The organism is Pontibacillus sp. ABV4_188 (assembly GCF_056311905.1).
The window spans coordinates 560,962-573,802 of record NZ_CM149975.1 but is presented as its reverse complement, the minus strand read 5'-3'; the positions used below and the strand labels follow the sequence as shown (position 1 = coordinate 573,802).

The 12,841-nt window shown below is 38.1% G+C and carries 14 protein-coding genes; all 14 read right to left on the bottom strand.

From position 1 onward, the window contains the following. Positions 1 to 407 precede the first annotated feature (407 nt). Positions 408 to 1,691: an MFS transporter gene (locus ACYX4O_RS03010; RefSeq protein WP_476354476.1), complete on the bottom strand. Its 1,284-nt coding sequence runs from the start codon at positions 1,689 to 1,691 to the stop codon at positions 408 to 410. Positions 1,692 to 1,786: 95 nt separating this feature from the next. After that, positions 1,787 to 2,380, bottom strand: a complete 594-nt coding sequence (locus tag ACYX4O_RS03005) for an ArsR/SmtB family transcription factor (protein WP_476354474.1) — start codon at positions 2,378 to 2,380, stop codon at positions 1,787 to 1,789. A gap of 88 nt (positions 2,381 to 2,468) precedes the next feature. Further along, on the bottom strand, positions 2,469 to 3,368 hold the full coding sequence (locus ACYX4O_RS03000; RefSeq protein ID WP_476354472.1) for a DUF4097 family beta strand repeat-containing protein: 900 nt from the start codon (positions 3,366 to 3,368) through the stop codon (positions 2,469 to 2,471). A 2-nt stretch (positions 3,369 to 3,370) separates the two neighbouring features. Continuing rightward, positions 3,371 to 3,919, bottom strand: a complete 549-nt coding sequence (locus ACYX4O_RS02995) for an HAAS signaling domain-containing protein (protein WP_476354470.1) — start codon at positions 3,917 to 3,919, stop codon at positions 3,371 to 3,373. Beyond that, on the bottom strand, positions 3,916 to 4,242 hold the full coding sequence (locus tag ACYX4O_RS02990) for a PadR family transcriptional regulator (RefSeq protein ID WP_476354468.1): 327 nt from the start codon (positions 4,240 to 4,242) through the stop codon (positions 3,916 to 3,918). The genes ACYX4O_RS02995 and ACYX4O_RS02990 overlap by 4 nt, the downstream gene beginning before the upstream one ends. Positions 4,243 to 4,398: 156 nt before the next feature. After that, complete coding sequence (locus ACYX4O_RS02985; protein WP_476354466.1) at positions 4,399 to 5,760, bottom strand: sodium/glutamate symporter; 1,362 nt, start codon at positions 5,758 to 5,760, stop codon at positions 4,399 to 4,401. Between the two features lie 362 nt (positions 5,761 to 6,122). Then, on the bottom strand, positions 6,123 to 6,329 hold the full coding sequence (locus ACYX4O_RS02980) for a hypothetical protein (RefSeq protein WP_476354464.1): 207 nt from the start codon (positions 6,327 to 6,329) through the stop codon (positions 6,123 to 6,125). A gap of 11 nt (positions 6,330 to 6,340) precedes the next feature. Beyond that, positions 6,341 to 7,009, bottom strand: coding sequence for a Tad domain-containing protein (locus ACYX4O_RS02975; protein WP_476354462.1), 669 nt, complete (start codon positions 7,007 to 7,009; stop codon positions 6,341 to 6,343). Then, the gene (locus tag ACYX4O_RS02970; protein WP_476354460.1) at positions 7,006 to 7,398 is read right to left on the bottom strand and encodes a TadE/TadG family type IV pilus assembly protein; all 393 of its coding nucleotides are present in this window, start codon (positions 7,396 to 7,398) and stop codon (positions 7,006 to 7,008) included. Before ACYX4O_RS02970 ends, ACYX4O_RS02975 begins: the two co-directional genes overlap by 4 nt. Positions 7,399 to 7,401: 3 nt before the next feature. After that, positions 7,402 to 8,112: a hypothetical protein gene (locus ACYX4O_RS02965; RefSeq protein ID WP_345242932.1), complete on the bottom strand. Its 711-nt coding sequence runs from the start codon at positions 8,110 to 8,112 to the stop codon at positions 7,402 to 7,404. Positions 8,113 to 8,163: 51 nt separating this feature from the next. Then, entirely contained in the window at positions 8,164 to 8,976 is an 813-nt protein-coding gene (locus ACYX4O_RS02960) for a hypothetical protein (RefSeq protein ID WP_476354458.1), read from the bottom strand. A gap of 47 nt (positions 8,977 to 9,023) precedes the next feature. Then, positions 9,024 to 9,860, bottom strand: a complete 837-nt coding sequence (locus tag ACYX4O_RS02955) for a hypothetical protein (RefSeq protein WP_476354456.1) — start codon at positions 9,858 to 9,860, stop codon at positions 9,024 to 9,026. 65 nt (positions 9,861 to 9,925) lie between these two features. Continuing rightward, a complete protein-coding gene (locus ACYX4O_RS02950; protein WP_476354454.1) occupies positions 9,926 to 11,335 on the bottom strand; it encodes a hypothetical protein in 1,410 nt (469 codons plus the stop codon). A gap of 52 nt (positions 11,336 to 11,387) precedes the next feature. After that, positions 11,388 to 12,803, bottom strand: a complete 1,416-nt coding sequence (locus ACYX4O_RS02945) for a vWA domain-containing protein (protein ID WP_476354452.1) — start codon at positions 12,801 to 12,803, stop codon at positions 11,388 to 11,390. Between the last annotated feature and the right edge of the window lie 38 nt (positions 12,804 to 12,841).

Sequence of the window (12,841 nt, the reverse complement as noted above, 5' to 3'; positions counted from 1 at the left end):
TTAAACGGTTAACTTTTTTTACAATACAATTGGTAGAATAAGGTTCTAAATCATATCACGAGGACTTTTTACTCATTTTGAAATATTTTCTAAAAATATACTGTTTTAACCAAGCAGCATACAATTAGAGTCTTCATTCCTTTTAAGAAGGCTAAACCAAAAGTATTATTAGTCCATTTATATTTAGCAATATCCTCTCATCATTTAAATACGAAATTAAACATATCGTTTTCATAGTATATTATACTTAGTACTGAACAATATTTACTAGATACTGAAAAACCACAGCTATTACGTACACTAAGGACTTTTGTACTCAACTATGAAACAAAGTCTTCATGGATTTCACTATAGATTAAAAAAAAAGCTTCTTCTCCATCGCAAGGAGAAGAAGCTTTATAAATTGTTTAAGCATGGGTCTCTTGAACTTCTTTATTAGTAGAAGATAAGTTGAAAGTTCCTGCATCAATCTCATCAGCCCTAGGCAATCCTTTCAAAGAAGGAAGGATAAACCATATTATTGCCATAGATAATACTCCTATCGGAGCTGAAGTAAAGACTATTTTACTTCCCCATAAGTCGGCAGTGATCCCCCCTAATAAAGAACCTATCGGCATAGCTACTACACTAACACTTTGTATTACAGAAGATATTCTCCCTAACTTTTCATTTGGCACGACGGATTGAGTGACAGCCATAAACAAGACATTGATTGCTCCAATAGGAATCCAAGCAATGCCAAACATTGTAATGGTTAACCATGTCCATGGCATAAATCCTGACGCGAACCAGAATAGAGAACCAGCAGTAAAGCAAATAATCACTGACTTCCCAACACGATACTTTCCTAGAATCCCCCCGCCTAAAGCGCCAATCAATGTACCAGCAGAAACAGCAGCAAGTAATAATCCATATAACTCTACTCCCCCTAATTCATTTGCGTAATCTGGAAGAATGGACATTGTAATACCTATAGCAAAATTTGCTGCGACGGCGCCTAGCAAAATAGTTATATAGAGAGATCTAAAAACGATAGAAAACCCTTCATTTAATTGTTGGAAATAAGTCTTTACACTTGCTTTTATAGAAGGTTTAGTGGTGAGATTTTGAACAGTCGTGGTGTGAGGAGTTCTTAAAAACATAAATAGTAATGAAGTGATAGCAAAGGTGATGGAATCAATCCAAAAAAGGGTCACAGCTCCCATAAGAGCTACTAATATTCCTCCAAGAGCATTGAACACAATATCAATACCCTGGTAAGCAAATGCAAAGAGTGAATTCCCTTTAACCAGTTGTTCTTTATCCAAAATCAAAGGTAGTGCTTTACTTTGAGTGGGATACGCAAATTCTTCAATCATGGCAATAATGGGCATAAGAATTAAAATTAACGGTACAGATAAGAAACCACCTAGATACGAGATTGGAATAATTAATATGAGCACACACTGAAGCACTTGGGTAGTCACTAACGTTTTTTTAATTCTCCATCGATCAACGAAAGGACCTGTTAAGAACTGTAGAGCTTTAGGTGCTAATATTAAAAAACCAGCTAACCCTGTGTAAAAAGTACTTCCACTGAGATCATAAACTAACCACATTGCCGCTACGTAATAGATACTATCGCCAATGTTTGTTATAATTCTTCCCAAGAATAATAACAAAAAACTCTTATTTCTAAATATCTCCTTCATCTTTTTTCCCCCTTATATTGACGGTCAGGTTTTTTTGACCGTGTTGCAAAAATTTAAGACTTGCTTATCTACCAGCAAGTCTTTATAAAATTATACTATTCTTTCTTCTCGGATACTTTAAACGCCATTGTTGAAATATAATAATCTTTGTAGCCAGGATCTGATTCGGCCTCTGAGGACAAACTTCTTAATTCTTCCATAAGCTTAAAATACTTTCTAACCCAACTTTGAAATTCCTCTTCTTTTGCAGAAACAATCCAGGTCGAACCAATGAAATTCCATTCGGATGGATCTTCTCCCGTTTTCTTTACCTCGAATGCATCTTCTGGAGCTGAATAAATATAGTCCTTTGTTCTTTCCGTTAATTGAACCAATATTTGCCTAAAGCTTTCGTTTATCTCTTCGACATGTGGTAACAACTCGGATGCAGGAGTAAACCCTTTAGAAACAGATCTATAAAATTTTTGCATAATTCCGTTTTTTTCTTCGGTGCTAACTACCTCAATTAAATCATTTTTTTCTAATATCTTTAAATGATAATGCATTTTTGCTCTTGATAAATCGAATTTGTCTGCTAATTGCTGACCAGTATACTTTCTCTCGATTAGCTGAACCATCATCTCAGCACGTAACGGATCACTAAGTGCTTTTAATTGAGAGTGTTGGGTCAATGTTATCATTTGCTTCATTCAATCACTCCAACATACAAACAAACGAAGAATCGTTCTATAATAAACATACTATAAATGGTTAATTTAGTAAATGAATTATCCAGAATTACTTTTCTAATGTGAAATCCCCCGAATTCGTTCGGACTTTTAAGTTTTGCGCTTCACCATCACCAATACGCCCTAGAGCCATATGATCTGATTTTTCTTCAAATAGCATGTCATCAAGGTTTATTTTAGGATCACCTGAGGATGCCTCAAAGTCCAGAGATAATGAAGCAGGGATTTCACTATAGGAGACTGCTACATCTCCACTTGTCGACTCAATATTTATGTTCTTCACCTCAGCATCATTTGATAAACGAACATCCCCTGAAGTGGTTTTATATTGATGAGAAACTCCCTTGACTCCTTTATTATCGATCGATCCACTAGTAGTTTCATATGTACCGTTTGAGACAACGTTGTTCTCTCCCAATACATCTCCACTTGTCGTCTTAACGTATAGTTCATTTTCAAAGGAATTATTCTTTAAATCAACCCCCCCTGAAGTAGACTTAAAACTCCCTTTTGTGGCATCTGTTTTTTCAACTTTAATATCTCCTGAAGTAGTTTCAACGGAGAGATCACTATACTTTCTTTGTGGAATCTTCACCGTAACTTGTAAATCTTTCCCTTTCCCCCAAGAAAATAATGAAATTTTATTTTCCCGCTCTTTTTGCTTAATTGTAAGCGACTGATCCTCTTCAATCACATCAATAAAAGCTTGATCTTTTTCAGCATCACGTACATTTCCTTCAACTAGAACTTGAATGTTATCCGTTTCATCACTAACTACCATAGCATTCATAGATGTTGCTGAGACATTGATTCGATCAAATTGGCTTACTTCATAACTCTGAACCTCTTGTGACTTAGCCCCAAATACATCCATTGTCGTAATTGATATCACGATACCTACCACCCCAACTGTTAAAATTGAAAGTAAAATCATTACTGCCTTTTTCATACCTATTCCCCCTTAATAACCATCAAATTATATTTTAAATATCGTAAAATCCAGCTATACAATCTTTTGCCTAAATGCCAGAGTCCAATAAAGAGTAAAATTCCAATACTACCTAATGTCATAGAAATGAAGAAATCTAATACAACATTTGTTTGGGCTTGGAAGATGAGCAAAAAGATATAAATAATCGGAGAAGAGGCGAGTGCAATTGATGCAACGCCAAGACCTAAAAATATTCCCAAAATACCTAAGGCTGGCCCTAACACTATAATTACATTAAAAAAACTAAGACTTACAGTTGCTAATAAAGCTCTCATGATATTTAGTAAGGAATGATCCTTTTCTGCATGAGCTAATCTGAAATCGGCAATTAGTTCTTTAGCAATCGTTTTTGGATCGCCTAGTTCATGAATAACGTCTTCTTGACTTCTTCCTTCTTTTATTCCTATATCAATATGCTCTTCAAAATCAAGAATAACTTCAGATTTCTCATCTTCTGGTAAAGGGTTTAACTCTTTTTTCAATTTAACTAAGAATGATTCTTTCCTCATTGTTCATCCCCCCTGACGCTTCCCAACAATTTGTTTACTGAAAGAGTGAAACCTTCCCATTCAACTATTAATAATTCCATTCTTTGCATTCCTTTTTCTGAAATTGCATAATACTTACGAGCTGGCCCCTCGCTTGATGGTGCCATATAAGTATCTAAATACTCATCCTTGGTAAGTCTTCTTAATAATGGATAAAGCGTCCCTTCAGCAATGACTATATAGTTAGAAATATTTTGTGCTAATTCATAACCGTACTGATCTTTTTTCGAGATTAAAACTAGAACACATAGCTCTAACGCTCCCTTTTTAAATTGAACATTCATACACAGTCCTCCTGTGTTCTTATCTTATTTTTAACATAGTTTCTATATTATGGATATTATGTTATCATGCAGTACTGATTAATGCAAGGTACTAAATTATATATAATAAATAAAGACGATTACCATGTGGTAATCGTCTTACAATGTTATTCTACCCTAAGAAACTTTCGAATCTTGATTCGGTACATATAATTTTGGAGTCCGAACAAGCCAGCCAACTTTTGAGGAAACAGCTAATATAAGTAGACTCCCACCTAGTAAAACAAGGGAGAAAACTAAACCAAATCCACTCATTGCCATAACAGGCCCAAGCGCAATAATTAAGATTTCAATTGGGATCATGCCTACATAACCTAGAGCATAATCATCAAGCGTCGTACTCTCTGATTTAGGATCTACGATGCGCAGTAATGCAATTCCCATCGCTACCGTTCCTGTGCTCCAACCCCAGCCAAAGATCCCATTCTCAAACCAATGCTGATGGAACACGCGTGGTGCGATAAAACGGAAAATGCAATATGCCCAAATGACACCAAACACCATTAAAGCTAATAGTGGCCATAAATATGAAGCTACTACCGCTAAGTTAATAGAGGTCATACCAAAGATGACAATTAAATCTGTAGCTGTCCCGCTTAAACGGTCAATAATACGCTTATCCACATATTCATTCGTTCGAGTGCCATTCAACACCATTTGGATCATGAGACCGACCACAAAGGATAGACTCAATAGCGGGATACTCACTTGCGGGAACAAAGTTTCAATTCCTGTCTTTAAATAGAAGCTACCTAATACCACAACTCCTAAAATAGCAATGTGGAAAAATAACGGATCTACCGTATTGCTAGATACCGTATCTTCACCTGAAGCCACACGCTTGTCTTTCTTCACAAGTCCTGTACGTAACTCTTGTGGCAGGTCGCTAAAGTCTGAAATAAAATTTGTTTGCTTCTTCTTTGTATTTGTCTTAATTAACAATAGTCCGCCTAGTATGGAAGCAACAAGTCCAATCGTAGCTGATGTATACCCGAGGTCTGTCGCCTCTTCCCAGCCTAGTCCACTAAACGCTTCTCCAATCGCCGCTGCTGTGCCATGGCCCCCAAGGAAACCAGCACCTAAGATTAAACCAAAACCATCTGGAACATCCGACACTCGGGCAATCAGAAGGTACGTAATAAATGCTCCACCGCCCCACATAAGTAGCGTAAGTAGCATGGAATATACCCACATGTTCCGAACACGTCCGAAGGTTTTCTTCCACTGAACTTTAGCCGCTCCAATTGGAATAGCACCAAAAATGACGGCAATTAAAACTGTTGGATAAGAAGAAACCATATCGCTAAACGGCAGAAGATCAAACCCATTTGGTCCAAAGGTCAGTCCTAAAACCCCCGCTGTAATACTTGCTGGAATAAATAATTTTTGCATAAATGTAACTTTGGCACGTAACACCACGCCAATTAGTAATAATACGGAAATGACACCTAAATCAATCGCTAAATCCCAAACTGTCATTTACCCACGCTCCTTTTATGTTGTTATTGTCTTTCTCTCGTATAGGGTAACTCTGTAAATGTAGGGTAGAGTTCTCGCGGAAGTTAAACTTCAAAAATATGGAAAGGTAATTCGTTAAAAACGACTTTTTTAGGCAGAAAAAAAGCCGCTTCAGGTAGAGGGATCCTCTTGTGTTGGCAGCCTAGTGTGCATGGAATTCGACAAAATATCTCGAGTTCCGACTTATTTAATTATAAGCATTTTTTCGGTTTTGGCAAGAAAAATTTTCAGGAGGGATCGTGCCCTCGTCCTGTATAGGGCTGGAGAATTTAAAAAAGAGAACACAAAGGTTGAAGCTTCATGTTCTCTTCCGTAGTATGCATCTAGCTCTGCTCCCGCAAACGATTCAAATGTGTACTCCTCATAATCGGCAACCCAATCCCAACCGTAACTGCAGTAATGGGGAATCCTTCATCTCCCCCTAACCAGCCAGCGACAGAGACAGGAACATAAATCACATAAAAGAACACCATCAACGCAATGTAAATCCGATTAATCTTCTTTTCCTTCTTCCTCTTTTGAGCACTCATGTGAAGCCCTCCTATAAACCTAGCGTTTTGTCTCGGCTCCCCCAAATATCAGAAAGGAAATCTATTTTCGGTCCAGCTGATGAACGGAATATGTTTTCTTTTAGGTCAGCTAGAACTCTTTTAAATCCAGTTGACTGAAACTCATTGGAAGCTCGAACATAAATGCGATTGTTGTCGACCTTCATCTCCGCTTCCTCCAATGAACCTCCGTTAGCTGAAATAGACGCTTTGGCTTTTTGTCTCATTTTCCTTATGATCTCATCCATTTCGTCATCGAAATACTCTCGTAACTTTGCTCGTGACGCAGACTTGTCTAATTCTTCTTCAATCACTTGATCGATAGCTTCTAAGCGCAGCTCATGGTTCGTCCATTCTGCATAGGAACCATTGCGCCGTAAATCATCTTTACGTTCTTCAACTTTTTCATCAAACTCCTCAAAGAATGCGTTCACTTTCCCTTCGAATGTATCTTCTTCATAGTCATCAATCAGGTTTTGCACTTCTTCATAAAGAACACTCGTTGCCGCTAAACTAGCTTGCTGTGAAGTAGTGTTCGCTTGTTCTTTAACAGCAAGAACACTTGATAGATTCATAACGAAAACAAACAGCACCATCATTAACGCAAGGATTCCAATCACAAAGATCGTAATACTCCCATCCTCTTCTTTTAGATGTTTCATTCGATTACCCTGCCTCTTGCTGAAGTGGAGTAAGACACAGTTGGTTCACCGCTACCGAATAATGCGTCAGGTAAAATGACGAAGCTAATCTGAAGCTGCAGATCCACCTTAAACTCTTTACCTCCACTGACGTTAGCCGAGTAACTAATGGAATCACTAGCTGTTGACATAATCTCATCAGCTGCAGCCCTTGCTTCTGACGCGTTCTTTGTAACAGAGTACACCTTTGCATATTCATTGGCTGCTGATTGGGCCACAATGATGCCATGAATCCCGACCGCGAACTGCCAGAAGATAAGAATGAGTAAGAATACAAGCGGAACGATGCCCAAGAACTCAATTGTCGCTGATCCATCTTCTTTTCTTAACTGATTAAATCGTTTGATCATACGCTACGCCTCCTGTGATTCCACTTCGATGACACGCTGTCCTTCACGCCATTTAATCATGAACGAGGACATGAGAATAATAAAGAATGGAAAGATGATCACGTTCAACGCCATTTGAGTGACCATCTGCGCCGCAAAGGATGAGGTAATGTTAAAAATCCAAAGCGTAATCAGGATGCCTACGACTAGCTCCACAAATCCAACAAACGTCAACAACCCGAAGATTTTAAGGAGGTGCTTCCTCCCTAGACGAAATCCTTCACGGAGAGACTTGTGAATTGGTTTACCATCAAACATCGTCACGTAAGGAATGGGAAAAGCAATAGATAACAATAACAAACCAGGGATAATGAACAGCATAAACCCAATCGTCGTTACAATGGCTGTGATCACCGCAAAGACAAAGACGGTAAAGCCCTGAAGCATAAACTGAAGCAAGGCATCCCCAACACCTTTCTCCTCCCCAACATATTCGTTATACGCCAGGCGGATAAATGGCACTTGTGCCCATAGGTACAGCAATATAGTCAGCAGTGCATAATAGATATCCCCAAACGAATACAGCGGTGTGAGCTGAGGGGTGATGGCGTATATATAATTGGTCGCAAATGAGTGAATCAACAACAAGGGAATCGTAGTACAAACCACTAATAGTAGGATTTGTTCGATCTTCCCTGTATACAGTTCCCACGTAAATCGAATGGGCTTATCCATAGCAAACTCCTTTTATTTGAGGCTTTTTTTCTTATAACACGCTGTAAAAAACTAATTAACGTTGTTTCTAATCAGCTTTCTATTCTTGTTATTTAAACTTTCGACCCTTTGCAAGAAAGATGTTCTGACTACCTCTTTATACTTCTCCTCTGGTAATTCATCTTGATTTTCCACATACGCAACTTTTTCAAGCTGTTGTTTCATATTTTGCTTTTCAGAACTAGAAAATTGTAATAAGTATTCTTTGATCTCTGCATTCATTTTGCTGCTAGGAGTCGACTCTAAAAGCCGATCTACTGTGTCAGTATTTTTGTGAAGCATAGAAACTTGTTGAAATTGTGTGTAGTCAAAATGAATGAAAATCTCAAAGATCTCCTCTACATCTTCATCAACAAAATAACCTTTCCCACTAATGATGTCTTCCACTTTTTTATTATAGTTTTCGAATAAATTTACTAGCTCTTTTTGCATGTCCAAACTTTTCATCATCATGGATAGAACGCTCTCGGATAACCTCTTTTCTTCCTCACCTATGTCACTAGATTCCATATGGATACGAAGATAATCCCGTATCTTCTCAAAAGGAAACATTTCAAGTTTAACCCTTTTACTACCCTCTTTATCTAATTGATTTACCAAGGCATTTAACAGGGTTAACTTTTCAAAAGATAGCTCAAACTCTTCCTGCCTTACTGAACCGGATGACGAAATTACTGCTAAACCTTTAAGTTGATTCCTAGAAAAATAACTAACGAGATAATGTTTTGCTTGATTGACTTTGTAACCAAATGGATTCAGGTCATATTTCTCAAACAGTTTCTTATCGCTTTTAGCCTTTTTTTCTAATAGCTGAATTTCTTGCATGAAATCAATCCTTCTCAATATCTTTCGAGCACATAAATATAATCTGTTTACATAGATATAAGAAATTTAGTATCTATGTTTTCATTACGAATTAGTGGAATATTTTCTTGATTTAAGTTTGAGATATTACCTCTATATCTACCTTTTACAAGATTCGTATATTCTTCTTTAGTAAGTTCAGATTGATCTTCTTTGTACGTAATGTCAGCCATATCTCTTTCTAATTTGTCTTTATTACTTGAATCCAACACTTTCAAATTCACCCTAATATCAGAAGGAATATCTTGTGATGGTAATCGATTTAGCAGTTCATCTACATTTTCCGCTATCTTCCATTGATGATATAACTGTGTATATTGTATATAATCGATTTGTGCTAGTGCATCTAGCATTTCTTGCAAATCTTCGTCAGTAAAGAAACCAACCTCATTAATAATAGAGTCCATATCCCGGTCATATTGTTTAAATATTGATACTAAATCATTTTGCATTTCTATATTAGATTGAATCGCATTGAATACTTTCGTAACATGCATCTTAGCTACAGAATCTAACTCCTGACCGTTTAAGCAGGTTTTCAAGAAGTCTCGAGTTTCTTTAACAGGCTCCATATCAATCGCCGCTCTACTTTGCCCTACAGAATCAATCTTAGTTGTCAGTAACTTCGCAAGTGTTAGTTTATTAAAAACATGTTCAAATTCTTCTTGGCTTACAGACCCTTTTGTAGAAATAATAGCCTGACCTTTTAATTTGCTTCCTCTTACATAGGCAACATAATAATAACGATCCCCGTTCAATTTATAGGCAAACGAGCTTATGTTAAAGTCTTCAAATAGTTTTTTTAAAGCTTTTGCTTCTTTGTCTAAAAATTTTTGATCATGCATCTTATCATTCCTTTTAAGTTGGTGTAATAAAGGGAGGGCATATAATCAACTATATGCCTCGGATATTATGAAAACCAACCCTTCACCTTATTGTACGCATTCACAACGCTATCTTTAGCTTTTCTTCCAATCTCTTTAGCAGTTCTAATAGGACCGCCTTTCCAGTTGCTTGAAACCAACTTTACACCTTTCGATCCTAACCACAAGACAGCTCCTGCTGCAGCAATTCCCAGACCAGCTGCTTGAGCTCCAGGGATAGCAGTTGCCACCATTCCTGCATTCATTAAAGTATCTCCAAGACTAGCTGTGGCATCTGTTGTGGCAGTTATTTTTTCGCTGTTACTTGCATCACTATTGTAAACATCAATCGCTTTTGCTGTATTAAAACCTGTTTCTATAGCTGAGAAACCTGCTCCAATCCCAGCTGCAGCAATATTAAATTTAGATACCGCACCGTTACTTATATTTAAAGCTGTTTGAGAAACACCAGACAACGTTCTAGATCTGCTGGCAAGATCAGCATTTCGAAAGTTTTCAATCTTTTTCACATCTCTAAATGTTTGAAAGGCGTCATATCCGCCTTTTGCATGGGCAGCAGTATCATATGCATTCGCCGCAGTCTTTACATAGGAATTATCTCCTGCTGTTAACTTAACACCATTAATCAAAATGTTTTTATAAAACCCACTAGGCGTTGCTCTATTCGAACTACCTTCTTGATAGTTAGCTAGATCATACATCACCCCCGCCTGGCCCATCATTATATCGTTCACTACGAATTTTGTTGCGTCATATTCAAAAGGCAACTTAGCATTCACCGGATCTTCATTGGTAGTTGCGCCACCAACCGTACTAAAAGGCCCATACATAAAAGGACTACTCGATCCTGGCGCACTAGTTCCATACCCGTAAAGACCTAAACCAGGTTGCGCATAAGGAGCGCCTTGTGTGCCGTTACCAACAAAACCAGGTTGCGCATATGGATCCCCTTGCGTCCCTAATCCGTCAAAACCGGCCTGCGCATATGGATTCCCTTGTGTCAGCCCTCCATTAAACCCATTTGCCTGCCATGGGGTTCCTTGTGTGCTTCCATAGCCATTAATAGCAGGGTTCGTCCAAGGTGTTCCTTGACTACCAGATCCATTAAAGCTTGCCTGTTTCCACTCTTTGGCGTTCCATCCTTCTAAGTACCACGGGATACTCGTCCAATAGGCGCCGTTAAAATATTCGCCTTGAAAGCCGTTTCCGTTCGTTCCTTCTCCATTCCAATATTCTCCGTTTGTCGATTTCCCTTCCCATATCTCACCTGACCATTGGAGTTCTGAGCTGTTCCATGGGTTTCCCTCCCAGGAGTTCCCCTCCCACGAATCACCCGACCATGATTCGACGGCGTAGACGGCAGGAACGAGGATCGGTTGGAAAGTGACAAAAACAATCGCAAAGAAAATGAAGAACTTTTGGATCACTTTACTCACCTGAGTCACCTCACCCTTATTTTTACTTCCCCCTCACCTCAGTCATCTCTTTTTAGTTCTCTGTATTCTCACTAAATTTCTCTTCAATAGATTTCTTTAATTCTTCTATTCTGTCAGCACTTATAGTTTCTAGTTTGCTGATAAGCTCTTCTTCAGACTTCTCAGCTAACTCTTCTATTTCATCTGCATAAGACAATAATTCAGACCGTTGATCATACGTAATAATTTCTTCATTTACAGCAATATACATGAGAGAGCTAATATCATTACTTTGACCTAAAGTTGTAAAAGCCCAATCATTTTTGAACTCTAAGATATCAAAGCTATTGTCTACCTCTTCTGCATCAGCGTCAGATAACGCATCTTCTTTCCAAACTTTCCATTCTTCTAACACATCTTTAGCACGTTGGAATTCCTCTTCAAGTCCCTTTTGATTTCTTACGGTCGTATAAATCCCTTCCGATGCACGTGCAACCTGCTTCAATTGCTCTTGTGCATTGGCATCTGCCTGAAATCCAATAATGTTAATAATCGGCTGCGCATCTGACTTCGAGAACTGTTCAGCCACTTTGACAGGATCTCCCCCACAGGTTTCTATCCCATCACTGACGAGGTAGATGAGGTTTGTATTGGTCTCTTGATCAAATTGACTCATTGTATTTTGTGATTCTTTTAATGCATCAGCAATAGGAGTCCACCCTTTAGGCTCAAATTGATTTAAAGCATCGGTGAATTGATCTTTGTTGTAACTTTGAAAAGAATATACTTGTTCAATCGAATTACAAGAGAGCTGTTTATCACCATCAGCACTTGATCCTTTATGACCGTACACACGTAATGAAACGTTTGCTTCTTTAGGAAGAGCAGCCAAAAAATCTTGTATAGACTCCTTTGCTAATTGCATTCTTGTCTTCCCATCCATCTTGGCTCCCATACTTCCACTTGCATCTAAAATAACTTCAACGTTGTAGTTCTCTTTAAACTGAAACTTTGAATCAGGTAAATCTGGGTGTCCAGATGCGCCATATTCCCATTTTTTTATGGTATTTTGCGGATCGGGGTAATCCATGGATATCAAAGAATACAAATACCTGAGATACAACATTTTCGTTTCTTCATCGGCATCTTTTGGAAGAGGGTCCAATTGACTTAAATCTTCTTTTATCTTTTCTTCAACATCATAGGGTTCTTCCCCACCATATTTACCTTGTTTTTGATCTATTAGATCCTGTGTGGTTTCAGGTAGTTCGGGTGCTTCTTCCAAAATAGACGTATCTATGCTTGAAGCAGAAGCCTTTTCTTCACCACCCTGTCCTTCTTCTTGACTAGGTGATTTATCTTTAGAAGCTACAGTTTCTTGTTCTTCGTTCTTTGGTTTTTGTTCATTAGTCGTTTGTTCATCTTGACTGCTACATGCTGCGACGAAACTAGCTAAAAGTCCAATCATGATAAGCCTCTTGATCATCATAGCGAAAGCCCCCTAATCCAAAAAACGCTACGGTTATT

Bases quoted from the DNA above. Each gene is read 5' to 3' on its own strand.
- ACYX4O_RS02990 (WP_476354468.1), bottom strand. From the start codon at position 4,242: ATGAATGTTCAATTTAAAAAGGGAGCGTTAGAGCTATGTGTTCTAGTT.
- ACYX4O_RS02985 (WP_476354466.1), bottom strand. From the start codon at position 5,760: ATGACAGTTTGGGATTTAGCGATTGATTTAGGTGTCATTTCCGTATTA.
- ACYX4O_RS02975 (WP_476354462.1), bottom strand. From the start codon at position 7,009: ATGAAACATCTAAAAGAAGAGGATGGGAGTATTACGATCTTTGTGATT.
- ACYX4O_RS02960 (WP_476354458.1), bottom strand. From the start codon at position 8,976: ATGCAAGAAATTCAGCTATTAGAAAAAAAGGCTAAAAGCGATAAGAAA.
- ACYX4O_RS02970 (WP_476354460.1), bottom strand. From the start codon at position 7,398: ATGATCAAACGATTTAATCAGTTAAGAAAAGAAGATGGATCAGCGACA.
- ACYX4O_RS03010 (WP_476354476.1), bottom strand. From the start codon at position 1,691: ATGAAGGAGATATTTAGAAATAAGAGTTTTTTGTTATTATTCTTGGGA.
- ACYX4O_RS03000 (WP_476354472.1), bottom strand. From the start codon at position 3,368: ATGAAAAAGGCAGTAATGATTTTACTTTCAATTTTAACAGTTGGGGTG.
- ACYX4O_RS02965 (WP_345242932.1), bottom strand. From the start codon at position 8,112: ATGGATAAGCCCATTCGATTTACGTGGGAACTGTATACAGGGAAGATC.
- ACYX4O_RS03005 (WP_476354474.1), bottom strand. From the start codon at position 2,380: ATGAAGCAAATGATAACATTGACCCAACACTCTCAATTAAAAGCACTT.
- ACYX4O_RS02955 (WP_476354456.1), bottom strand. From the start codon at position 9,860: ATGCATGATCAAAAATTTTTAGACAAAGAAGCAAAAGCTTTAAAAAAA.
- ACYX4O_RS02995 (WP_476354470.1), bottom strand. From the start codon at position 3,919: ATGAGGAAAGAATCATTCTTAGTTAAATTGAAAAAAGAGTTAAACCCT.
- ACYX4O_RS02945 (WP_476354452.1), bottom strand. From the start codon at position 12,803: ATGATGATCAAGAGGCTTATCATGATTGGACTTTTAGCTAGTTTCGTC.
- ACYX4O_RS02980 (WP_476354464.1), bottom strand. From the start codon at position 6,329: ATGAGTGCTCAAAAGAGGAAGAAGGAAAAGAAGATTAATCGGATTTAC.